Raw genomic sequence first — 22,772 nt, 5'->3', positions numbered from 1 at the left:
AAGCCTACGCCTCCAGACAGGTTTCGACAAAGACCTTGAAGGCGCGGGCGCGATGCGACAGCGCCTGCGGATTGCCGGGCTTCCAGCCATGCTTCTCGTCGGCGCTCATCTCGCCGAAGGTCGTCTCATATCCCTCCGGCTGGAATATCGGATCATAGCCGAAGCCCTGGGTGCCGCGCGGCGGCCAGACGACGGCGCCTTCGACTTCGCCGCGGAAAAGTTCGGTATGTCCGTCCGGCCAGGCAAGGCAAAGCACGCTGACGAAACGAGCCGTACGGCGTTCAGGCGAGGTGGCGCCGGCTTTTTCCAGCGCGGTTTCGACCTTCTGCATCGCCATGGCGAAGTCGCGAGTGCCGTCAGCTGTTTCAGCCCAGTTGGCGGTATAGACCCCCGGATCGCCGCCGAGCGCATCGATCACCAGGCCGGAATCGTCGGACAGTGCCGGCAGGCCGGAAGCATGCGCCGAGGCCAGTGCCTTGATCGCGGCATTTTCCTCGAAGGTCGTGCCTGTTTCGTCCGGTTCGATGAAATTGAGGTCGGCGGCCGACTTGGCGGCAAAGCCGAAGGGGCCGATCAGATCCTCGATTTCGCGGATCTTGCCGGCATTGTGGCTGGCGACGACGATGGTCTTGGTATCGAGTTTGCGCATGTCTTGTCCCGTCATAAGCCCCAGATGCGGGGTTCGGCGCATTCCAGGCTGTTGCCGGCCGGATCGCGGAAATAGATCGAGCGGCCGCCGTTCGGCCAGTGAAAATCGGCTTCGATGGCAATGCCCGCAGCCTTCAGCTTCCGGGCCATTGCCTCGATGTCGTCGCCGCTGAGCCGAAAGCAGACATGACCATCGCCCGTCGTGCCATGCGGCGGCACGGGAAGGGAGCCCGGTTCCGGCGGCTTCATCGTCTCGGCCGGATTGAAGATCAACAGCACGCCCGGCCCGCAACGATAAAAGACATGGCGGTTACCACCACGTGCGATCTTCTCGAGCCCGAGAATGCCGCTATAAAAGGCCTCGATCGCATCGAGATCGTCCGCATAGAGAGCGGTTTCCAAGATGCCTTCGAGAGCCGCGTCCGCCATTGCAGGATATCCTCAGACGATCGCCTGCTTCTGCAGATCCACCAGTTCGGCAATGCCGTTCTTGGCAAGGCCCAGGAGCGTGGCGAATTCCTCTTCGCTGAAGGGCGTGCCCTCGGCCGTTCCCTGGATCTCGACGATCCCGCCTTTGCCGGTCATGACGAAGTTGGCGTCGGTTTCTGCCGAGGAATCCTCGAGATAATCGAGGTCGATCACCGGCTGGCTGGCGAAGATGCCGCAGGAGATCGCCGCGATGTGATCTTTCAGCACGCGGTCGACTTTGATCATGTTGCGGCTTTCCATCCACTTCATGCAATCGTAGAGCGCGATCCACCCACCGGTGATCGACGCGGTACGCGTGCCGCCATCGGCCTGGATGACGTCGCAGTCGACGGTGATCTGGCGTTCGCCGAGCTCCTTCAGGTCGACGACGGCGCGCAGCGAGCGGCCGATGAGGCGCTGGATTTCCTGCGTGCGGCCGCCCTGCTTGCCGGCGGCAGCTTCGCGCTTCATGCGCTCGCCGGTCGCGCGCGGCAGCATGCCGTATTCAGCCGTGACCCAACCCTTGCCGCTGTTGCGCAGCCATGGCGGCGTCTTTTCTTCCAGGCTTGCCGTGCAGAGCACATGCGTATCGCCGAACTTGACCAGGCACGAGCCTTCCGCATGCTTGGAAAAATTGCGCTCGAACGACACCTTGCGCATCTGATCGGTTTTTCTGCCTGAAGGCCGCATTCCACTCTCCTGAAACTTCGTTGACCGCTTCTACGACCCAGAGGAGGCTTTTGCAAAGGAAAAGCAGGCTTTAACGCCCCACTGCGGCGGTAACCGCATTTTTCCCTTTTGCGATTGCTAACTGAATGATTATATTTTCACTAAGGCTCAATGGAACGGATTTGGCAGCAAAATGGTATTTACGACATCGACGGTTTCGGATGTCATTGCTGCGCTTGACGAACGCTCCAAGGAAATCTTTCGCCGCATCGTCGAAGGCTATCTCGAAAACGGCGAGCCGCTCGGTTCGCGCAATCTTTCGCGCCTGCTGCCCATGTCCTTGTCGCCAGCTTCGGTGCGCAATGTCATGAGCGACCTGGAAGAGCTTGGTCTCATCTATTCGCCGCATATCAGCGCCGGCCGGCTGCCGACCCAGATCGGCCTGCGCTTCTTCGTCGACGCCTTCATGCAGGTCGGTGACCTCTCCGCCGAGGACCGCGCCAACATCGATCGGCAGGTGCGCGGGAGCAATCGCGACCAGCCGATGGAATCGGTCATGTCCGAGGCGAGCCGCATGCTGTCTGGCATTTCGCGCGGCGCCGGCCTGGTCATTACCGCGAAAAGCGATCCCGTGCTGAAGCATGTGGAATTCATCCGGCTGGAGCCGACCAAGGCGCTTGCGGTGCTTGTCGGCGATCATGACCAGGTCGAAAACCGCATCATCGAACTGCCGGCCGGCATCACCTCGTCGCAGCTGACGGAGGCCGCCAATTTCCTCAATGCTCATATGGCCGGCCAGACCCTTCCGGAATTCCGCCGGCGTGTGCAAAGTCTGAAGGATAGCGTCCGCCAGGAGTTGGACAGCCTGTCGCATGAGCTGGTCGAGCGCGGAATTGCGGTGCTGTCGGGTGACGACGCCGAAGGCAAGCCGACGCAACTCATCGTGCGTGGCCACGCCAATCTGCTGGCCGACGTCGGCGGCGCCGAGGATCTGGACCGGCTGCGTCTGCTATTCGATGACCTTGAAAAGAAGGACAGTCTCATCGAGATCCTCAACCTTGCGGAAAGCGGACCGGGGGTGCGTATCTTCATCGGTTCGGAAAACAAGCTCTTTTCCCTGTCCGGCTCCTCGCTCATCGTCGCTCCCTACCGCGACGATGACGATCGCATCGTCGGAGCAGTCGGCGTCATCGGTCCGACGCGGCTGAACTACGCACGCATCGTGCCCATGGTGGATTATACGGCACAGCTGATTTCGAGGCTGTCGCGGCCAGGGATCTGACGCCTAGTCGGGAAGCAGCGTTCCCGATCCGCCCATTTCCGCCGGAAAATCCTTCTGCTTCGGCAGTCCATCTTTCATGTGCAGCACCGTCGTCTCGTAATTGGCGTGAAATGCCGGTTGAAAGTCGAGACCGGGAAGGACAGCGGCGTAAACATCGGTTACGCCCCATGGGGGATGCTCCGTCAGCAGATGGCCCCCGCAGACCGTGCACCACTTGCGCGCGCTCGTTTCGGTCTTCTGGTAGCTGCCGATGCGATCTGCACCCTTGGTAATGTGGACGGCTTCGGGCGGCCAGAGCGAGAAGGCATTGACCGGTCCCGCCGACCATTCCCGGCAGGAATCGCAGTGGCAATAGCCCATCGCGATAGGCTCGCCGTCGACGGTGACCTCGACTGCACCGCAGAAACATTTGCCGGAAAGGGATTTGCCGCTGGACATTGATCTCACCCGCCGTGTTGAGATACGCTTAACTATATCATCGGAGAGAGGGCCTGGATAGCCGAGTCGCAACCAGCGTCTCTGATCCGCCGGTATCTTGCCACCGTCGTAATGCCACGAATTGGCTGATCTTCTCGACAAAGCCTTGATTTTTTCCGGCTAAACCTCGATATCGGGCACATCCAAAAGACAAAGCAATTCGGAGACCGTCATGACCGACGAAACAACGAAAACCGGACCTGACGCCGCGGCGGCCGACACATCAGCGGATTTCGCTCAAGACGCAGCGGAAACCATTGATGCGACCGAGCCGTCTCAGCCGGACCCGGTCGAGCTGCTGAAGGCCGAAAACGGCGAACTGCGTGACCGCTACCTTCGGCTCGCCGCCGAGATGGACAATCTTCGCCGCCGCACCGAGCGTGATGTGAAGGATGCGAAGTCCTATTCCGTGGCGAGCTTCGCCCGCGACATGCTTGCAGTGGCGGACAACCTGCGCCGCACGCTGGAAGCCATTCCGGCCGAAGCGCGCGCCGGCGCCGATGCTGGCCTGCAGACGCTGATCGACGGCGTCGAGATGACCGAGCGGTCCATGCTCTCGGCACTGGAGCGCCATGGCGTGCGCCAGATCGAGCCGATCGGGCAGAAGTTCGACCCCAATTTCCATCAGGCGATGTTCGAGGTGCCGAATTCAGAGGTGCCGAACAATACGGTCGTGCAGGTCGTGCAGGCCGGCTTCGTCATCGGCGAGCGCGTTCTGCGCCCGGCCATGGTCGGCGTCGCCAAGGGCGGCCCGAAGATCGTCGAGAATGCAGAGGGCGCCAATAGCCCGCTGGACGAAAAAGACGCCTGATCTTCACGCGATAAAAAAATAAGAGCCGGATGATCCACAATCATCCGGCTCTTATTTTTGCCTTGATCCGATGTGATCCAAGTCACCGTTAAGCGGCGTTGGATGCCTGTTCCTCGTTGAGGAATGCATAGATCGCCGAAGCGGATTCCGTGGCGCGCAGCTTGGCGACCAGGTCCTGGTCTCGCAAAACGCGGGCGATGCGTGAGAGTGCCTTGAGATGATCGGCGCCTGCGCCTTCCGGCGCGAGCAGCAGGAAGACGAGGTCGACGGGCTGGTCGTCCAGCGCCTCAAAATCGACCGGTGCTTCGAGACGCGCGAAAATGCCTGCGATGGATTTGATGCTGGCAAGCTTGCCATGCGGGATGGCGATGCCGTTGCCGACGCCGGTGGAGCCCAGGCGCTCGCGCTGCAGCACCACGTCGAAAATCTCTCGTTCGGGAAGTCCGGTCAGTTTGGAGGCTTTGGCTGCCAGCTCCTGAAGCAGTTGTTTTTTGGAATTTGCCCTCAAGGCGGGGATGATCGCATCTTGGTGTAGCAAATCTGCCAATGCCATTCTCTTTATCCTTCGTGTCGCCGAGAACCGATAACGGGGGAGCGGCGGTCGGCCCACTTAGGCACGGAGCCGCCGCTCATCTTCTATTCTCAGCCTTTGATATTGGCCGCGTCGATCCAGCCAATGTTACCGTCCTGACGACGGTAGACGATGTTCAGATGTTCCTTGCCGGGACTGCGGAAGAGCAGCAACGGTTCGTCGGTCATGTCGAGCGCCATCACAGCCGTCGCCACCGACATGGTCTTCAATTGCTTCGTGCTTTCGGCAACGATCACCGGCGCGAAATCGGAGGCAATCTCCTCGTCGTCGTCCGGAACGCCGTCCATGACGGTGTAGGCGACTTCAGCCTGACCGTTCGCATGATTGCCGGCCTGATGGTCCTTAAGCTTGCGTTTGTAACGGCGCAGACGTTTCTCGATACGCTCGGACGCCGCGTCGAAAGCAAGCTGCGGGTCCATCGCCTCTCCGGCGGCATGCAACACCACACCGCTGTCGAGATGAAGCTTGCAATCGGCCGCGAAGCGAGAACTGGACTTGTGAACAGTTACCTGACCCGAATACCCCCCGTCGAAGTATTTCGTCACGGCCATACCGATCTGGTCTTCAATCCGCTGGCGGAATGAGTCACCAATTTCCATATGTTTACCGGAGACACGCACACTCATGGAGTTTCCCTTCTTGTAGTGGTTATTGCGCGTACCAGTTTACGCCAAGCCTCAAGCTCATCCAAGCACTTCACGCGGTCAAAGACAAATTGCGTATATCGGCCGCCTTCGGGATGATGGGGATAAGTTCATGGTCGTGCTGTCCTGCAGCGATTGCGGCGGGCTTCTAGCCCCGCCGCATCTGAAAGTCAACTGCATCTTAACGGACTGTTAGGAGATCCGCAGTCTGTGGTTGAATGCCGACAACGGTCAGAAGTTCGCGACTTTTGCGATGGCCCGCTTCTCTCGCCGCCGCTGCACGGATGAAGGAATGTTCATTGCCTCGCGGTATTTTGCAACCGTACGGCGAGCCAGCTCGATGCCGCCCTTCTTCAGCGTATCCACGATATCATCGTCGGACAGAACCGCATCGGAACTCTCGCTCGAGATCAGCAGGCGGATCTTGTGACGCACCGCTTCGGCGGAATGGCTGTCGCCGCCTTCGACGGCGCTGATCGAAACCGTGAAGAAATATTTGAGCTCGAACAGTCCGCGTGGCGTTAGAATATATTTATTCGAGGTCACGCGGCTGACGGTCGATTCATGCATCTTGATGGCGTCCGCCACGGTTTTCAGATTGAGCGGCCGCAGATGGTCGACCCCATGCACCAGGAAAGCGTCCTGCTGCCGCACGATTTCGCTCGCCACCTTCATGATCGTCTTGGCTCGCTGGTCGAGGCTGCGGGTCAGCCAATTGGCATTCTGCAGGCATTCCGACAGAAAGGCGTGGTCCTGGCTGGTTTTGGAGACGCAGGCGAAATAGGACTGGCTCACCAGCACGCGCGGCAGCGTATCGGGGTTGAGCTCCACCAGCCAGCTGCCGTCTGCGGCGGGGCGCACCACGATATCGGGCATGATCGCCTCGGATATGCCGGTCTCGAAGGAACTGCCGGGTTTCGGGTTGAGCTGGCGGATCTCCGTCATCATGTCGAGCAGGTCTTCCTCGTCGACACCACAGAGCCGCTTCAGCGTTGCAAAATCACGCCGGGCGAGAAGCTCGAGATTCTGGATCAACCGCTCCATAGCCGGATCGAAACGATCCCTCTGCCGAAGTTGGATTGCCAGACATTCGCTGAGAGAGCGTGCGAAGACCCCGGGGGGATCCAACTGCTGCAAGATATTCAGCACGCGTTCCACTTCCCGAGGGGAGGCACCGAGACGCTCCGCCGTTTCCTTTGGGTCGGCATGCAGATAACCGGCATCATCGAGCTGGTCGATGAGGTACTGCGCGATCAGCCGGTCGGCTGCGGTCGGAAGCGAAAAGGGGATTTGTTCGTTCAGATGATCGCGAAGCGACACCTGGCCGGCGACAAAATCGTCAAGATCGTAGCTCTCGCCGGCTTCGCCGCCAGGCATGGATTTCCATTGGCTCAGCAGTTCCGGCGCATCGGCACGCTGCGGACTTCCATCGTCGGGAAAGACGTTGCTGAAATTGGTATCGAGTTCGTTGTTCAGCCGGTCCGTATTGCCGGTATTGTCGCTCTCGTACCAGTCGCTCGCCAGATCACCGGGATTGCGGTCGAAATCATCGTCGCCGTGGGTTTCGTCCACGGTTTCGAAGCGCTCGTCCTTCGTCTCGCGATCGCCACTACTGCCTATATCCTCGTCATTTGACGCAAATTCAAGCAGCGGATTCTTCTCGACTTCCTGCGCGATAAACTGAGTCAGTTCAAAATGGGTCATCTGCAGCAACTGGATGGATTGCATCAGTTGCGGTGTCATCACCAGGCTTTGGCTTTGGCGCAGGAAAAGATTGGCCGATAGTGCCATGGCGGACGCGGGACTCCCCTTGATCTCCTCGGGAATCCGCGTTTTCCGTTAATAAAAACTTCGCGAAATCCCAACTGGCCCAAAAATTGCTTTTTTATTGGATTTGGTCAAGTGGAACTGTGAAGCGAAGGTAAATTTCCGAAGCGCGACAGCGTCCAATAATATTGACGTGCGCTCCGGTTGAATTTCAGCCTGTCAAAGGCTGAAATTGTCGCCGAGATACAGCTTTCGTACTTCCGGATTGCTGACGATGTCGTTCGCCCTGCCATGGGTCAGGACTTCACCTGCATGGATGATATAGGCGCGATCGATCAGGCCGAGCGTCTCACGAACATTGTGGTCGGTGATCAACACGCCGATACCGCGCGCCGTCAGGTGATGGACGAGGTTCTGGATGTCGGCGACCGAGATCGGGTCGACGCCGGCGAAGGGCTCGTCGAGAAGCATGAAGGTCGGGTCGGTTGCCAGTGCGCGCGCTATTTCCAGGCGCCGCCGCTCGCCACCCGAAAGCGCTATCGCCGGCACTGTGCGCAGATTGCGAATGTGGAATTCCTCCAGCAGTTCGTCAATCTTGTGTTCCCGCTTCGCCTTGTCCTTTTCGTGGACCTCGAGCACGGCGCGGATGTTCTCCTCCACCGTCAGGCCACGGAAGATCGAGGCTTCCTGCGGCAGATAGCCGACCCCGAGCCGAGCGCGGCGATACATCGGCATCGAGGTGACATTGTTGCCGTCGATCTCGATCGTACCTTCGTCGACAGGCACGAGGCCGGTGATCATGTAGAAACAGGTGGTCTTGCCCGCGCCGTTAGGCCCGAGCAGGCCGACCGCCTCACCACGCCGCACCACCAGCGAGACGCCGTTGACGACGCGCCGGGTGCGGTAGGTCTTGGTGAGGCCGCGCGCAATCAGGGTACCCTGATAACGCGCTTTATCCGCGGCCGGTGCGCCCGCTGCCGTGGAGGAAGGCCCGGTCGTGCCGGGCAAGATGGAAGTGGTCGATGTCGTCACGGGGCCGGTATCAGTTCTTCTTTTGCTGTTGTTGCTGCACTTGCTGCGACTTGGGATCGAGCTGGATCTGGACACGGCCCCCGCATGCATCCAGCTGCGCTTCGCCCGTCGCCATGTGCACGGTGAGCTGACAACCGGTGAAAACGTTCGGTCCGTCGGTCAGCACCACTTTCTTGCCCTTGAGGATGGCAAGCTGGTTGGCCATGTCGAACGAGCCGTCGTCTGCTGTCGCCGTCTGTGTGCCGGAAACGAGGTAGACCTTGTCGGTGACCAGAATGTGGTCGATATTGGCGTCACCCGATACCAGCGACTGGTTCTGCTCCTTGGCTGCCTTGGCGACCGGATTGTCCTCCGCCGGCTTGGCATTGGCATCAGCGGGCTGCTTCTTCTTGTAGAAAACAGTCATCTTGCCAGCCTGCATCGTCGTGGTCCCCTGAACCACCTTGACGTTGCCGGTGAACACGGCCTGGCTTTCCGCATCATGGATTTCCAGCTTGTCGCTTTCGATCTGGATCGGCTGATCCTTGGAAAGCGCAAGCCCTGGCATGTTGCTTGTCGTTGCCTGCGCGCCTGCTTCCGCCGCTGCGAAAAAGGCGAGCGCGCTGAAAGCACAAAAAAGGCCTGCCTTGCGCAGGCCGGAGTTGAAAATTGAATGTGTCCAATCGTTTATCATGAACCGCCCGGCTTCTGTTCGCTAGCTGTGTTGTGGAATGCGGACGGTTCGATACGCATTTGAACCTGCCCGTCGAATTCGATTACGCTCCCCTTATCCGTCATCTTGAGCGAACGCGCAACAACCGACATGCCACCTCGCTGGATTGCAACCTGATCCTGGCTGGACAGGTCGCCCTTCTTCACATCGAGGAAAGCGGTCTTGAACTCGGCGCGCAAGCCGTTGTCCATCTGAACGACGAAGGGCTCGGTCAGTTTCAACGTGTCGGCCTGGCGATCGAAATCCGCGCTCTGGGCCGTCACATGCGCGATCACGTCGGTATTGACAGGCATCGATGCCTTGATCGTCTTCAGCGTGATCATGTTCGGATTCCGGATATCTTGCAGCGCCTTTTCCGCAAGCAGGGAGTAATTGATGCCGTCCTTGTTGCGGCCGGCGATGGCGGGACGCTCCATGACGACCTTGCCGTCTTCGATCTTGGCGCCCTCGATCTGGATGTCGGCCGGCAGATAGGCGCGGATGACGGAGACGGCGATGAAGATAAGCGAGACGATGAAAGCGGCCAAAGGCAGCAGTATTCGCAGCCTCTTCACACGTGCGGAGTGAAAAGTGGCGACTTTATACGCGTTTCGGTCCGGCGCTGAGTGGATTGCGTGGCCGGAGGTCTCGATCGTATTGAGCATGCAACAGGTCCGTCTTTTCTGATCCGGAGAACGGCATTCACGTCATGCACAGACTGTGCCAAAAGGCCCATCGGATCGTTTCGCATTATTGCACTGGCTTGCCAATATGGATTTTTTTCTGCAGCCGAGGAATTTTGGCAGAAAAATATGCCATTTGCTGGTTTCATCCGACCAGGCGATGTCCTATCTGATGAAGCATCGGAGTGCCGTTCCGTCGACGACATCGAAAAACGGGATCGCCCTTTGCTGAGGATTGTGCCTGTTTCAAGGTATTATGCATCCGGTTCGTAGCGCATTCGGTTTGTGACAGGGAGAAATAAAGCGTTATGGACAGTTCTGCAATTGCGGACCGGCGACAAATGCGCCGCAAGCTTGGTTTCTGGCGTGTCATCGCTGTTTTACTCCTCGTCGCGCTCGGCTTTGCGCTCTATCGTTTCGTCGCGGGCGACCTGCCTGACACGCGGGGACCGCAGATCGCCCGCGTCACGATTTCCGGGCTTATTCAGGACGATCCCGAACTTCTCGAGCGGCTGAAGAAGATCCGCGACAACGATCAGGTCAAGGCGTTGATCGTGTCGATCTCTTCGACCGGCGGCACGACCTATGGCGGCGAACGTATCTTCAAGGCGATCCGCGCCGTCGCCGCCAAGAAGCCCGTTGTCTCCGACATCCGCACCGTCGCGGCGTCTGCGGGCTATATGATCGCAACTGCCGGCGATGATATCGTCGCGGGCGATACCTCGATCACGGGGTCGATCGGCGTCATCTTCCAATATCCGCAGGTCAAGGATCTGCTCGACAAAATCGGGGTTTCGCTCGACGAGATCAAGTCTGCGCCGCTGAAGGCCGAACCCTCGCCTTTCCATCCGGCCAGCGAAGACGCCAAGAATATGATCCGCAATATGGTCATGGACAGCTACGGCTGGTTCGTCGACCTTGTGGCGGATCGTCGCAAATTGCCGCGCGAAGACGTCTTGAAGCTTGCCGACGGCAGCATTTTCACCGGCCGTCAGGCGCTTCAGAACAAGTTGATCGATACGCTTGGTGGCGAAGACGAGATCCTGGCCTACCTCGAAACGCGCAAGGTCAAAAAGGACCTGCCGATCGTCGACTGGAAGGCGGAAGGCAAAAGCTCATCCTTCTTTTGGCCGGGTGCCGCTTCCTGGTTGCTAAATCGTTTCGGTTATGATGATTTTGTGAGGGGAGAGGGCCTCCAGAAAATCATAACCGAGAAGTTGTTTCTTGACGGCCTGCTTTCTCTTTGGCAGGGTGCAGCCAACTGATAAATCAATGATTTAAGGGGGTAGCCGTGATCAAGTCGGAATTGGTGCAGATTGTTGCCGCCCGCAACCCGCATCTCTATCACCGCGACGTCGAAAATATCGTCAACGCTGTCCTCGACGAGATCACCGATGCGCTTGCCGCGGGTAACCGGGTTGAACTTCGCGGCTTCGGCGCTTTCTCCGTCAAGAACCGGCCTTCTCGCTCCGGTCGCAACCCGCGCACGGGCGATACGGTGTTCGTCGAGGAGAAGTGGGTTCCCTTCTTCAAGACCGGCAAGGAACTGCGCGAACGCCTGAATCCGGGCGCCGGCGATGAGGAAGACGACAACTAATAGCCGGCTAGGCTCGTTCTTTCCCGAAATGTGCCCGCGGACATATCCATTGGACATGATTGCGCCGCGACGCGGTGGTACTTGAACTCGGCCGCGTCTTTCCTATTCTGCGGCTGGCGGCATCACGCGTGCAGTCGCACGGATACGCCTGGATAAAGGAGCTGCGCAATGGCCAAAAAGATCGTCAATCTGCTGATATTGCTGCCGCTCGGCATCATCCTGATCGTATTCTGCGTTGCGAACAGGCAGTCCGTGACGCTCGCGCTTAATCCGTTCCGGCCTGAAGATCAGGTCCTGTCGCTGAACGCACCGCTGTTCGTATTGCTGTTCGCGGCATTGATCCTCGGCATGCTCGTCGGCGCTGGGGTGACCTGGTTCAATCAGGGAAAACACCGCAGGCGCGCTCGCAGCCAGTCGCAGGAGGCGGTGCGCTGGCAGGCCGAGGCTGACAAGCACCGCACACGCGCCGAGCAGATCGCCGGACAGCTCCCGTCAAAATGACCGGCTGTTGCCGAGCCGCATCTCTTTGTAATCGCCTTCCGCCGAGGCGCCGTCGCCGATGATTTCGAAGCCCATTGCCTGATAGAAGGCCATCGCACGCGTATTTTTGACCAGGCACTTCAGCCGGTAGTGGCGGCTTTTCCAGTCCGGGAGCGCGGTCAGCAGGGCCTTTCCCGCGCCGTGGCCCTGGAAGGCCGGGAGAATGTACAGCATGTGGATGAAATCATCCGGCTCCCAGATCGCCGCGAAACCCGCGATCATGCCGTGCACGTCTTCGCAGACGAACAGGCGCTCGCCCGTTGTATGGATGGCAAGGTCCTCAAGGCTGAAACGACCGGGATCGACCCAGAGGAATGTTTCCCGGCGCACGCGCAGATAGATCTCGGCAAGAGGCGGCATATCCTGCTCCCGCGCCGGCCGGATGGTCCAAGTCTCTGATCTCGATATCATGAGCGGATTATATGGGCGTCAAAAATGTCAACGGCAATCAGGCGCTGGCCTGACCGTTGATCGCTGCGGTGAAATCGGAAAAAAACTGCTGCGCAAGCTTCTTGGCGCTGGAATCGACCAGCCGCGAACCAAGCTGCGCAATCTTGCCTCCGACCTGTGCCTTGGCCTCGTAATGAAGGATCGTCTCGTTGCCGTCTTCCTTCAGCACGACGTCGGCTCCGCCTTTGGCAAAACCGGCGATCCCGCCCTTTCCTTCGCCCGAGATCGTGTAGCTTTCCGGAGCATTGATGTTGGAGAGCGTCACGTCGCCGCTGAACGATGCGGAAACCGGGCCGATCTTCAATTTCACCTTTGCCGTCAGTTCGGTCGGGGAGACCCATTCCAGGCTCTCACAGCCGGGAATGCACTGCCTGAGGATATCAGGGTTGTTCAGCGCCGCCCACACGGTGTCCCTGGGTGCCGTGATCCGCTCCTCGCCGGTCATGTCCATGTGCAATCCTCCCAATGTGACATTTTGTGCATGGATCATCGCAGATCGGAAAGCGCTTTGCCAAGTGGCGGTCAGATGCTATTTGCACGCTCATATCAATTTCGAGACAAGCATGGTGAAACAGAAGGAACGCCGGCCCGGTCAGAAAGCTGCGGGCGGCCCTGGCGCAAAGCCCCGCCCGGAGGCGCGACGCGATACGCCCGTCAAGACAGGCGGCAAAATGTCAGCATCGCGTGACCGTGGCGAGCGGATTACCGAACCGCGTACCGCCGCCTCCACGGTTGCGGCGCCTGAGCGCCCGCTGATCGTGAGAAATGGCGAGCGACCGCCGGAGCGTGTGCCGGTCATCCTGGAATCGTTGGGCGCCGGGGATTTCCATCTGATCGACAGCGGCAACGCACTGAAGCTCGAGCAATATGGCCCGTATCGCATCGTTCGGCCGGAGGCGCAGGCGCTGTGGCAGCCGTCGCTAGCCTCGCATGTCTGGGACAATGCCGATGCCGTATTCACCGGCGATACCGACGAGGATGGCATGGGCCGCTGGCGGTTCCCGCGCGAGGCGTTGGGCGAAACCTGGCCGCTGCAGTTGCTCGGCGTCGATTTTCTCGGCCGCTTCACCGCATTCCGCCATGTCGGTGTCTTTCCCGAGCAGATCGTTCACTGGGCCTGGATGAAGGAACAGGCCGAGGCGGCGAAACGGCCGCTGAAGGTCCTGAACCTCTTCGGCTATACCGGCGTTGCTTCTCTGGTCGCCGCTGCGGCCGGCGCGGAGGTGACCCATGTCGATGCCTCCAAGAAGGCAATCGGCTGGGCGCGGGAAAACCAGGCCCTGGGCCGCATGGAAAAGCTGCCGATCCGCTGGATCTGCGAGGATGCGATGAAGTTCATCCTGCGCGAGGAGCGGCGGGGCAACAAATACGACATCATTCTCACCGACCCGCCCAAATTCGGCCGTGGCCCGAACGGCGAGGTGTGGCATCTTTTCGAGCATCTGCCCTTGATGCTCGATATCTGCCGCGAGATCCTGTCGCCGAAGGCGCTCGGGCTGGTGCTGACGGCCTATTCGATCCGCGCCAGCTTCTATTCGATCCATGAATTGATGCGCGAGACCATGCGCGGCGCCGGCGGTGTCGTCGAATCCGGCGAGTTGGTCATCCGCGAGGCCGGCCTCGACGGCAGCACGCCCGGCAGGGCGCTTTCCACCTCCCTCTTCAGCCGCTGGGTGCCGAAATGAACAAGGATTTCCGTAACGACGGCCCCCGCAAGGTCGGACAGGTCAAGGAAGTCACTTCGCTTGCCAATCCGATCGTCAAGGATATCAAGGCGCTGACGGTCAAAAAATCGCGCGAGGAGAGCGGCGCTTTCCTGGCCGAAGGTTTGAAACTGGTCATCGACGCCCTCGAGCTTGGCTGGACCATCCGCACGCTGGTCTATGCCAAATCCGCCAAGGGCAAGCCTTTGGTCGAGCAGGTCGCCGCCAAGACGGTCGCTGCCGGCGGACTGGTGCTTGAGGCCAGCGAAAAGGTCATTGCGTCGATCACCCGTCGCGACAATCCGCAGATGGTGGTGGGCGTCTTCGACCAGCGTTGGCAGCAGCTTAGGGATGTCAAGCCGGCGGCCGGCGAGACCTGGGTGGCGCTGGACCGCGTGCGCGATCCCGGCAATCTCGGCACGATCATTCGCACTGCCGATGCAGCCGGCGCTTCCGGCGTCATCCTCGTCGGCGAAACGACCGATCCCTTCTCGCTGGAAACCGTGCGCGCCACCATGGGCTCCGTTTTCGCGGTGCCCGTCGTCAAGGCGACGCCGGAAGAGTTTCTGACCTGGAAGAAGAAGGCTGATGTCTCCGTCGTCGCCACTCATCTGGCCGGCGCGGTCGATTACCGCACGATCGACTATAAGAAGAAGCCCGTGGTGCTGCTGATGGGCAATGAACAATCCGGCCTGCCGGATGTCCTGGCGAAAGAGGCCGATGCGCTTGCGCGCATCCCGCAGGCCGGCCGCGCCGACAGCCTCAATCTGGCGGTTGCGACGGCAGTCATGCTGTTCGAAGCCCGCCGCCATCTTCTGACCCTTAGCGAGAGCCGATGACCGAGAGCCAGACCCACGAGCAGGTACCCGCAAAACCCGCACTGTTTTCCCGGCCCGTGCCGATCCTGATCTTCATCGTCGTCGCAGTCATTCTCGACCAGGCCGTCAAGATCATGGTCGACCAATGGCTGCCGCTGCAGGAGATGGTGCCGGTCATTCCGATGCTGGCGCTGTATCGCACCTACAATCTCGGCGTCGCCTTCTCGATGCTGTCGGGCATGGATGGCTGGTTCATCGTCGGCATGCGGCTCGTCATCGTCGCCTTCGTCCTCTGGCTTTGGCGGCGTGCCCCCAATCATCGCTGGCTTGCCCATCTCGGCTTCGCCTTGATCATCGCCGGGGCGCTTGGCAATTTGATCGACCGCTTTCTCTATGGCCACGTGATCGACTATATTCTCTTCCATACGCAGACATGGTCTTTCGCCGTCTTCAATCTTGCCGACAGTTTCATCACGGTTGGCGCCGGCTGCGTCATCCTGGACGAGCTTCTGACGCCGAAAAAGGCGAAAAACTAAAATTCTAGCGTTTCCTTGAAGGCATCGGGAAGGATGCGTGTGTTAGCCAGACTGCATGAGCACTCTGGCTAACCTGCAGGAAAAGCTTGCGGCTGCGATCGCCCGCGGCCAGACGCCGCCAATCGAAGAAGCGGCCGATGGCGTGTCGTCCCTGATCACGCCGATTGAGACGCCGCGTCGTGCCGAACAGCAGGCGCAGCGCGCGGCGGCGCCATGGAAGCTGCAACGCCGCTGGTTGAATGGCGGCGGCCTGGTTGCCGGAGCCGCCCTGCTCGCGATCGGCTACGCCGGCGGCCCGCCGGCACTGTTCGCCGCGCTGTGCGTTGTGGCGCTGTCGCTGATAGCGATGGCTATCTTCACAAAATGGAGCGTCGTCCGCAGTCCTGCCGTCACCGATCTCAGCGAAAACGAGCATGATCGTTTTTGGGAGCGCAAGGAAAGCACCAGCCTGCTTGCTACCATCCATGACGCACTTGGTGACATTACGGTCACGCGCGGTATCGACCGCCGGATTCTGGATGCCAATGCCACCTTCCGCCGGCTGACGGGGAGAACAAACCCGGAGGGCCTGACGCTGGAGGAAACCGGCCTCGTCTTCCGTGCCGTCACCGATGCGCAACATCAGGATGCGGAGATTGCCACGCCCGAAGGGCGGCGTACATTCGCCTGGTACGACGTCATGTTCCGCGATCCGACGACGGGACAGTTGTGCATCCAAAGCGTGGCGCGCGATGTGACCGAAGAACGGCAGATCACCCGCCTTCGCGAGGATGCGCGGCTGAAAGCCGAATACAACAGCGCAGCCAAGTCGCGGCTGCTGGCCACCGTCAGCCATGAAATCCGCACCCCCTTGTCCGGCATCCTCGGCATGAACCATCTGCTTGCCCAGACGCGGTTGACGCTCGAGCAGGCCAATTATCTGACGGGCATTCGCCAGTCGGGCCACGCCTTGGTGCAGTTGGTCGAAGATCTCCTCGATTTCTCCACGATCGAGGTCGGCCGTTTCCAGTTGCATCCGCGCAAGGAGGCATTGCGGCCGTTGCTGGAAGGCGTCGTCGAAATGCTTGCCCATCGCGCCCACGAAAAGGGCCTGGAAATCGCGGCAAGCGTCGCGTCCGATGTCCCCGAGATGTTGGAGTTCGATCCCGCCCGCCTGCGTCAGGTCCTGTTCAACGTCATCGGCAATGCGGTGAAATTCACGCAGACCGGCGGCATCCTCGTCCGAGCGGGCCTGAAAGGGCGGGACCTGACGATAACGGTCCACGACAGCGGCCCGGGGATGACGGAGGAAGAGCAGGCCCGCATTTTCGGTGAATTCGAGCAGGCTGGTTCCATCGTGGAAAAAAGTGCCGGCACCGGGCTTGGGCTTGCGATCTCCGCCCGCATTCTGCGCGAATTCGGCGGTGGGCTCAGTGTTGCCAGCCAGCACGGCAGCGGCAGCGTGTTCACCATCCGCTTTCCGATCGGCCTGGTTGCCGAGGAGGATGGATACAGACGGCGTGACGCCGTGCTCGAGGGGTCGCGCGTCCTGTTGCTGGCGCCGGAGGGCGCGGCAAGCACAGCGATTGCGCAAACCATCCGCGCTCTTGGTGGCCATTGCCGCCTGATCGGCTCAGGCGATATGGGCGAGTTGCGGCAATCTTTCCCGATGGGGGAAGGCGGTGCCTGGACGGATCTTATCGTCGATCATCGCATGGCGCCTTGGTATTTCCGCGAGGGAAGTGAGCTGGCGACACCGGCGCTGCGCAAGATTTTCCTCGTCAATCCCGAGGAGCGCAACACCCATCCGCTCGATCTTTTCGACGCATGGCTCATCCGGCCGCTGCGCGAACAGTCGCTGATTGACGTCTTGAGCGGTCGCATGCGCGGCATGGAAAGGCGCGACCATTCGAGTGACGGTTTGTCCGAGATCGGGATAACGACGCCGGAGGCCGAGGATCCCGCACTCAACATCCTGCTTGGCGAGGATGATCCGGTCAACGCAATGCTGGTTCGCGCCATGCTCGCCAAGGCCGGTCATAGGGTTCGCCTCGTCGAGGATTTCGACGGCCTGCGTGCTCGCGCGCAAGACGGCGAGGCTCGGCCGGATATCATCGTCACCGATTTCAACATGCCCGGCGGCACCGCGGTTGCCGTCCTCGCGCAATTGCGCACCCATGAGCGCCGGCAGGGATTGTCGCCCTTGCCGATCATCGTATTGACCGCCGACAGCCGCGATGCGATAGGTCGTCAGGCGCTGCTTGCCGGGGCCGATGCCGTCATCGTCAAGCCCGTCGATCCTAAGCGGCTGATAGCCACCGTGCAGAGCCTGTCGAAGGCGGCTTTCGAACGCGCCTAAGCCAGGCATTTGATTTTCGAATCAAGATCGGGCATATCCATCATGTCGCCTGAACCGATTAGGCAGCAATGACTGATAGTGGCTTGCGGCGACCTTCAACCTGCGCGAATTGCTGTCGTTTAGTTGGGGACGGGGCGCCCATTCAAAAATTGCAACGGGCACACTTCTTGCTTTTAGCAAAGCTGCGTGTCACTTTCCTGTCGCACGAATTTGGTTTATGGCGCTATATCGGCCCGCAGGGGGAGAATCGCCATGTCCATCGAAATCTTGAATCGCGAAGCTCAGGGCGAAATGGTTCAGTCCTCAAAGGCAACGGTTGCGCCGGTTGCCAGCGATGTGCTCGGACGCATCGGAAATCTAGAAACGCGCCTTGCTCGCACGGCGCGCGAAATTGATGCCGCTCAGGCCGTCCGCTATCGCGTTTTCGTCGAGGAGATGAACGCGCAATTGCCGGCCGACGCCATGCGTCGCCAGCGTGATATCGACGGCTGGGACGCAATCTGCGATCATCTGCTGGTATTGGATCGCTCGCTTGAAGGCGATCCGGAAGACCAGATCGTCGGCACCTATCGCCTGCTGCGCCAGGAAGTGGCCATGGCCAACGGCGGCTTCTATTCCTCCTCGGAATTCGACATCGACACGCTGCTCGCTCGCCATCCCGACAAGCGCTTCATGGAGCTCGGCCGTTCGTGCGTGCTGCCGGAATACCGCAACAAGCGCACCGTCGAGTTGCTGTGGCAGGGCAATTGGGCCTATGCGCTGAAGCACGGCATGGGCGCGATGATCGGTTGCGCCTCTTTCCCCGGCGTCCTGCCGGAACAGCATGCGCTGGCTCTGTCCTTCCTTTATCACAACGTCCTTGCGAAGGACGAATGGACGGTCGGCGCCTTGCCGTCGCTTGCCCGCAACATGGACCTGATGCCGGTCGAAGCCGTCAATCCGAAGAAGGCGCTTATGGCGCTGCCGCCGCTGATCAAGGGTTATCTGCGCCTCGGCGCCATGGTCGGTTCGACCGCCGTCGTCGATCAGGCTTTCAACACGACGGACGTCCTGATCGTCCTGCCGATCGCCAGCATCTCGGATCGCTACGTCAATTATTACGGCGCGGATGCCGGTCGTTTCGCAAGCTGACGGATCTCAAGGGATCGCAAAGATATCCATCGCATCCGTGATGCCTCGAAGCGCGACGTGATGAGATTGCGGCGTGAGGCCGCGCGTTGTCATCAGCTCGGCGGCGAGAGGATTATCGAGCACCGAACTGGTTGCGAATATTTCGCGTGACGTGGCGAGATGCTGGACGCGGGATGCGATATTGACCGTTTGCCCGAAATAATCCTGCCGTTCGTTCAGGCTCACCGCGATGCACGGTCCCTCATGGATGCCGATTTTCAGAAGAAGATCGTCGCTGCCGCGCTCCTTGTTGAGGCTGAGCATGGCCTCCCGCATCCGCATTGCCGCCATCAACGCCCGGTCCGGTGTCGGGAAGGTGGCCATGACGGCATCGCCGATGGTCTTGACGACCGCACCCGCCTCCGCCGCCACGATCTCGTGCAGGATGCCGAAATGGGTCTTGACCAGATCGAAGGCTGCGAGGTCGCCGACCCTTTCGTACAGCTCGGTCGAGCCGCGCAGATCGGTGAAGAGAAAGGTGAGGCTGGTGATCTTCAGTCGCTGGTCGATGTCGATCGTGTCCGTGCGGTAGATGTCGCGGAACGTCTGGTTGGAGAGCAGACGCTTGGCGGTCAGGAACGGTCGGCGTTGGCCGAGCAGGGTGTGGAGAGCCTCGTTGGCCAGACAGATCGATGGCAGCACGCGGAGGTCCGTATGGTTCTCCATCATGATGCGCAGGGGGCCGGGACGCAGTTCGATGGCCTCGCTGTGTCGGTGCATTCGGTCGAAAACGAGCGAGAGAGTCTGCCTTTCCTTCGATGGTTCTCCCTTCACGTCGAGGAACTGCGCGGCGTGCGTGACCGGTTCGAAGATGATGGTAAACTCCGCAGGTAATTGAAGCGATATGACGGCCTTTTCGCCAGGCGGCAGTTCCAGCGATTCCAGGATGAATTGATCGACCTTCTCCTCGTAGCCCTCATCGGGAAGATCGATACCCGAGCCCCAATAGATCTGTCGGAAATATTCAAGCGGCGGCAGTTCGTGCGGATTGTGGGCTTCGATGTGGCGCACGCGCGGACTGACGGTGAAGGTGACCTCAACCATCTCGTCGAGCGTCGGCTCGTAGCCGGCTGCGCACAGCGTGCAGTTATAGGTTTCGCTTTGCACTGTTTTCAGCGAGGTATTGGCATCCAACACCCCGCCGCAACCCGGGCAAAGAACATTCCACGACATCTCGAACAGGCCGAGGCGGGAGCTGTGCAGGAAGGCGTTGATGGCCTGCTCTTCATCGAAGCCCTGGTCGGCCGCGAAGGCAAGCACGTTCACGCGATTGAGCTTGCGATCGGGCGCCTCAACAACGAGCCGCTCGATAGCATCGACGATATCCGACCGCGCTGAATGGCGCAGTATTCCGAACAGGACCTGAGCTTCACTCATCCTGATAGTCTACACCGAATTGATACGGCAGCCCATCACCTTTGTTCGGTCACGGGCTCCGCCATCTGGTGTAGTGGCTACGATCCCGCGCCATAGGCGGCGATCGCCGCCATGTTGACGATGTCGGAATCCTTGGCGCCCATGGAGGTGATCTGCACCGGCTTGTCGAGCCCGACGAGCAGCGGCCCGATCACGGTGGAACCGCCGAGTTCCTGCAGCATCTTGGTGGAGATCGCGGCCGAGTGGAAGGCCGGCATCACAAGCACGTTTGCCGGTCCGGAGAGTCGTGAGAAGGGATAGAGGCTCTCCATGATCTTGCGGTTCAGCGCCACGTCGGCGGCCATTTCGCCATCGAATTCGAAGTTCACATAGCGCTTGTCGAGGATGCTGACCGCTTCGCGCACCCGTTCGGAGCGTTCACCTGACGGATGACCGAAGGTGGAATAGGCGAGCATGGCGACGCGCGGCTCATAGCCCATGCGCCGGGTGAAGCCGGCTGCTTCTTCGGCGATGTCGGCCAGCTCCTCGGCCGTCGGCATGTCGTGCACGGCGGTATCGGCGACGAAGACGGTGCGGCCGCGGGCGATCACCAGCGACACGCCGATGACCCGGTGCCCAGGCTTCGCGTCGATGCAGCGGCGCACGTCTCCGAGCGCTGTCGAATAGTTGCGCGTCACGCCCGTCACCATGCCGTCGGCATCGCCCAATGCCACCATGCAGGCGGCGAAGTGATTGCGGTCGTTATGGATCAGGCGCGTCACGTCGCGGTGCAGATAGCCCTGGCGCTGCAGCCGGGCATAGAGATAGTCGATATAGGCATCGACCCGCTTGGAAATGCGAGCGTTGACGATTTCGAGGCCGGGCCGGTTGAGGTCGATGCCGGCGCGTTCGGCGGTGGAGTGGATCAGATCTTCGCGGCCGAGCAGGATGGCGGTGCCGAGCCCCTGGTTGGCATAGGAGAGGGCGGCGCGCATGACCTGCTCTTCTTCCGCCTCGGCAAAGACGATGCGCTTCTGGTGCCGGCGCACACGCTCGTAGAGCTGCGCCAGCGTCGAGGCGATCGGATCGCGCCGGGCTGAAAGCTCGCGGGCATAGGCCGCCATATCTGGCATCTCGCGGCGAGCGACGCCGCTCTCGATCGCCGCCTTGGCCACGGCCACCGGGATTGCCGAGATCAGGCGCGGATCGAACGGCACGGGAATGATATATTGCGCACCGAAACGCGGCCGCGCGCCCTGATAGGCCGCCACGACGTCGTCAGGCACGTCTTCGCGTGCGAGGCTTGCCAGCGCATTGACGGCTGCGATCTTCATCTCGTCGTTGATGGTGGTGGCGCGCACGTCGAGCGCGCCGCGGAAGATGTAGGGAAAACCGAGGACGTTGTTGACCTGGTTCGGATAGTCCGAGCGCCCGGTCGCCATGATCGCATCGTCGCGGATACGGGCGACTTCCTCGGGCGTGATTTCCGGATCGGGATTGGCCATGGCGAAGATGATCGGCTTGTCTGCCATAGAACGGATCATGTCGGCGGAGAAGGCGTCTTTCTGCGACAGGCCGAACACGACGTCGGCACCTTTCATCGCTTCTTCCAGCGTGCGCTTGTCGGTCTTGACCGCATGCGCCGACTTCCACTGGTTCATGCCCTCGCTGCGGCCCTGGTAGATCACGCCCTTCGTGTCGCAAAGGATGACGTTGTCCGGGTTGAAGCCCATGGCCTTGATCAGCTCGACGCAGGCGATTGCGGCGGCACCCGCGCCATTGCAGACGAGCTTGGTTGTCTTGAGGTCGCGACCTGTCAGCTCGAGCGCATTGATCAGGCCGGCGGCTGCGATGATGGCGGTGCCGTGCTGGTCGTCATGGAAGACGGGGATGTCCATGAGTTCGCGCAGGCGCTGCTCGATGATGAAGCAGTCGGGCGCCTTGATGTCTTCGAGATTGATGCCGCCGAAGGAGGGACCGAGATAGCGCACGCAATTGATGAATTCATCGACATTCTCGGTATCGATCTCAAGATCGATCGAATCGACGTCGGCAAAGCGCTTGAAGAGAACCGCCTTGCCTTCCATGACCGGTTTGGAGGCCAGTGCCCCGAGATTGCCGAGGCCGAGAATGGCTGTGCCGTTGGAGATGACGGCGACCATGTTGCCGCGCGTGGTATAGTCATAGGCTGTGGCGGGATCGGCGGCGATTGCCTTCACGGGAACGGCGACACCGGGCGAATAGGCAAGGGAAAGGTCGCGCTGCGTCGCCATCGGCTTGGTCGGATTGATCTCAAGCTTGCCGGGGCGGCCCTGCCTGTGGAAATCCAGTGCCTCCTGATCGGTGATCCCCGCTCCTGGACGCGACTTGCTCTTGTTATCAGCCATTTTTCCTCCAAACCTCCTGTGGGCGACCGGTCCCTCTTGCCCGATAGCTGTTGTCTTCTATAGCGGCGCGCGGATAGGGTGACACCTCATTTTTTTGGAAAAACTGCACCTCC

Annotated in this window: 24 protein-coding genes; 10 read left to right on the top strand and 14 right to left on the bottom strand. The window is 60.4% G+C overall.

All coding sequences use genetic code 11. The features are described from left to right. Window positions 1-4: 4 nt before the first annotated feature. Genes rdgB through rph form a run of 3 tightly spaced genes read right to left on the bottom strand, consistent with a single transcriptional unit; the run spans window position 5 to window position 1,806 of the window. The gene (rdgB, locus tag GA0061101_RS18495; protein ID WP_047641086.1) at window positions 5-649 is read right to left on the bottom strand and encodes an RdgB/HAM1 family non-canonical purine NTP pyrophosphatase; all 645 of its coding nucleotides are present in this window, start codon (window positions 647-649) and stop codon (window positions 5-7) included. Window positions 650-660: 11 nt separating this feature from the next. After that, window positions 661-1,077, bottom strand: coding sequence for a VOC family protein (locus GA0061101_RS18490; RefSeq protein WP_037202974.1), 417 nt, complete (start codon window positions 1,075-1,077; stop codon window positions 661-663). 12 nt (window positions 1,078-1,089) lie between these two features. After that, window positions 1,090-1,806 carry a ribonuclease PH gene (gene rph / locus GA0061101_RS18485; protein ID WP_037202976.1) on the bottom strand — a complete coding sequence of 239 codons (717 nt, stop codon included), beginning with the start codon at window positions 1,804-1,806 and terminating at the stop codon, window positions 1,090-1,092. A gap of 172 nt (window positions 1,807-1,978) precedes the next feature. Here rph and hrcA point away from each other — a divergent pair, with 172 nt between their 5' ends. Next, window positions 1,979-3,067 carry a heat-inducible transcriptional repressor HrcA gene (hrcA, locus tag GA0061101_RS18480; protein ID WP_037202978.1) on the top strand — a complete coding sequence of 363 codons (1,089 nt, stop codon included), beginning with the start codon at window positions 1,979-1,981 and terminating at the stop codon, window positions 3,065-3,067. 3 nt (window positions 3,068-3,070) lie between these two features. Here the strand turns inward: hrcA and GA0061101_RS18475 are convergent, their stop codons facing one another. After that, entirely contained in the window at window positions 3,071-3,505 is a 435-nt protein-coding gene (locus GA0061101_RS18475; RefSeq protein WP_047641085.1) for a GFA family protein, read from the bottom strand. Between the two features lie 211 nt (window positions 3,506-3,716). Here GA0061101_RS18475 and grpE point away from each other — a divergent pair, with 211 nt between their 5' ends. Continuing rightward, window positions 3,717-4,355 (top strand): nucleotide exchange factor GrpE, encoded by a 639-nt coding sequence (gene grpE / locus GA0061101_RS18470; RefSeq protein ID WP_047556215.1) that lies wholly within the window; start codon window positions 3,717-3,719, stop codon window positions 4,353-4,355. Between the two features lie 88 nt (window positions 4,356-4,443). Here grpE and ptsN read toward each other — a convergent pair whose 3' ends face one another. The 6 genes from ptsN to lptC all read right to left on the bottom strand — a co-directional run bounded on the left by ptsN (window position 4,444) and on the right by lptC (window position 9,746). Beyond that, window positions 4,444-4,908: a PTS IIA-like nitrogen regulatory protein PtsN gene (ptsN, locus tag GA0061101_RS18465; protein WP_037202984.1), complete on the bottom strand. Its 465-nt coding sequence runs from the start codon at window positions 4,906-4,908 to the stop codon at window positions 4,444-4,446. An 89-nt stretch (window positions 4,909-4,997) separates the two neighbouring features. Then, a complete protein-coding gene (gene hpf, locus GA0061101_RS18460) occupies window positions 4,998-5,573 on the bottom strand; it encodes a ribosome hibernation-promoting factor, HPF/YfiA family (protein WP_037202985.1) in 576 nt (191 codons plus the stop codon). A 249-nt stretch (window positions 5,574-5,822) separates the two neighbouring features. Continuing rightward, window positions 5,823-7,382 (bottom strand): RNA polymerase factor sigma-54, encoded by a 1,560-nt coding sequence (gene rpoN / locus GA0061101_RS18455; protein ID WP_092574441.1) that lies wholly within the window; start codon window positions 7,380-7,382, stop codon window positions 5,823-5,825. Window positions 7,383-7,577: 195 nt separating this feature from the next. Beyond that, on the bottom strand, window positions 7,578-8,369 hold the full coding sequence (gene lptB, locus GA0061101_RS18450) for an LPS export ABC transporter ATP-binding protein (RefSeq protein ID WP_245297501.1): 792 nt from the start codon (window positions 8,367-8,369) through the stop codon (window positions 7,578-7,580). Between the two features lie 31 nt (window positions 8,370-8,400). Further along, entirely contained in the window at window positions 8,401-9,063 is a 663-nt protein-coding gene (locus tag GA0061101_RS18445; RefSeq protein ID WP_037202988.1) for an LptA/OstA family protein, read from the bottom strand. Next, window positions 9,060-9,746 carry an LPS export ABC transporter periplasmic protein LptC gene (lptC, locus tag GA0061101_RS18440; RefSeq protein ID WP_037202989.1) on the bottom strand — a complete coding sequence of 229 codons (687 nt, stop codon included), beginning with the start codon at window positions 9,744-9,746 and terminating at the stop codon, window positions 9,060-9,062. The genes GA0061101_RS18445 and lptC overlap by 4 nt, the downstream gene beginning before the upstream one ends. Window positions 9,747-10,072: 326 nt before the next feature. On the opposite strand from lptC, the gene sppA reads away from it, so the two are divergent. The 3 genes from sppA to GA0061101_RS18420 all read left to right on the top strand — a co-directional run bounded on the left by sppA (window position 10,073) and on the right by GA0061101_RS18420 (window position 11,862). After that, the gene (gene sppA / locus GA0061101_RS18430) at window positions 10,073-11,029 is read left to right on the top strand and encodes a signal peptide peptidase SppA (RefSeq protein WP_047556211.1); all 957 of its coding nucleotides are present in this window, start codon (window positions 10,073-10,075) and stop codon (window positions 11,027-11,029) included. A 26-nt stretch (window positions 11,030-11,055) separates the two neighbouring features. After that, window positions 11,056-11,361 carry an integration host factor subunit beta gene (locus GA0061101_RS18425; protein WP_004120746.1) on the top strand — a complete coding sequence of 102 codons (306 nt, stop codon included), beginning with the start codon at window positions 11,056-11,058 and terminating at the stop codon, window positions 11,359-11,361. Between the two features lie 168 nt (window positions 11,362-11,529). Beyond that, window positions 11,530-11,862 carry a lipopolysaccharide assembly protein LapA domain-containing protein gene (locus GA0061101_RS18420; protein ID WP_037202994.1) on the top strand — a complete coding sequence of 111 codons (333 nt, stop codon included), beginning with the start codon at window positions 11,530-11,532 and terminating at the stop codon, window positions 11,860-11,862. Here the strand turns inward: GA0061101_RS18420 and GA0061101_RS18415 are convergent. Both GA0061101_RS18415 and GA0061101_RS18410 read right to left on the bottom strand, forming a co-directional pair. Beyond that, window positions 11,854-12,261 carry a GNAT family N-acetyltransferase gene (locus GA0061101_RS18415; RefSeq protein ID WP_376774211.1) on the bottom strand — a complete coding sequence of 136 codons (408 nt, stop codon included), beginning with the start codon at window positions 12,259-12,261 and terminating at the stop codon, window positions 11,854-11,856. The genes GA0061101_RS18420 and GA0061101_RS18415 overlap by 9 nt on opposite strands. Window positions 12,262-12,349: 88 nt before the next feature. Then, complete coding sequence (locus GA0061101_RS18410; protein ID WP_037202998.1) at window positions 12,350-12,802, bottom strand: SRPBCC family protein; 453 nt, start codon at window positions 12,800-12,802, stop codon at window positions 12,350-12,352. Between the two features lie 115 nt (window positions 12,803-12,917). On the opposite strand from GA0061101_RS18410, the gene GA0061101_RS18405 reads away from it, so the two are divergent. The 5 genes from GA0061101_RS18405 to olsB all read left to right on the top strand — a co-directional run bounded on the left by GA0061101_RS18405 (window position 12,918) and on the right by olsB (window position 18,877). Then, complete coding sequence (locus GA0061101_RS18405; protein WP_037203315.1) at window positions 12,918-14,036, top strand: class I SAM-dependent methyltransferase; 1,119 nt, start codon at window positions 12,918-12,920, stop codon at window positions 14,034-14,036. After that, entirely contained in the window at window positions 14,033-14,893 is an 861-nt protein-coding gene (locus GA0061101_RS18400) for a TrmH family RNA methyltransferase (protein WP_037203000.1), read from the top strand. The genes GA0061101_RS18405 and GA0061101_RS18400 overlap by 4 nt, the downstream gene beginning before the upstream one ends. Then, window positions 14,890-15,408 (top strand): signal peptidase II, encoded by a 519-nt coding sequence (gene lspA / locus GA0061101_RS18395; protein ID WP_037203001.1) that lies wholly within the window; start codon window positions 14,890-14,892, stop codon window positions 15,406-15,408. Before GA0061101_RS18400 ends, lspA begins: the two co-directional genes overlap by 4 nt. Before the next feature lie 55 nt (window positions 15,409-15,463). After that, window positions 15,464-17,746: a hybrid sensor histidine kinase/response regulator gene (locus GA0061101_RS18390; RefSeq protein ID WP_092574434.1), complete on the top strand. Its 2,283-nt coding sequence runs from the start codon at window positions 15,464-15,466 to the stop codon at window positions 17,744-17,746. A 252-nt stretch (window positions 17,747-17,998) separates the two neighbouring features. After that, complete coding sequence (gene olsB, locus GA0061101_RS18385) at window positions 17,999-18,877, top strand: l-ornithine N(alpha)-acyltransferase (protein WP_037203005.1); 879 nt, start codon at window positions 17,999-18,001, stop codon at window positions 18,875-18,877. Between the two features lie 6 nt (window positions 18,878-18,883). Here the strand turns inward: olsB and GA0061101_RS18380 are convergent, their stop codons facing one another. Both GA0061101_RS18380 and GA0061101_RS18375 read right to left on the bottom strand, forming a co-directional pair. After that, a complete protein-coding gene (locus tag GA0061101_RS18380) occupies window positions 18,884-20,293 on the bottom strand; it encodes an adenylate/guanylate cyclase domain-containing protein (protein WP_037203007.1) in 1,410 nt (469 codons plus the stop codon). 77 nt (window positions 20,294-20,370) lie between these two features. After that, window positions 20,371-22,659 carry an NADP-dependent malic enzyme gene (locus tag GA0061101_RS18375; protein WP_037203008.1) on the bottom strand — a complete coding sequence of 763 codons (2,289 nt, stop codon included), beginning with the start codon at window positions 22,657-22,659 and terminating at the stop codon, window positions 20,371-20,373. Window positions 22,660-22,772: the final 113 nt, after the last annotated feature.

This window comes from Martinezella lusitana, assembly GCF_900094565.1.
Taxonomy (GTDB): Bacteria; Pseudomonadota; Alphaproteobacteria; order Rhizobiales; family Rhizobiaceae; genus Rhizobium; species Rhizobium lusitanum.
This window is presented reverse-complemented; position numbering and strand designations above follow the sequence as displayed.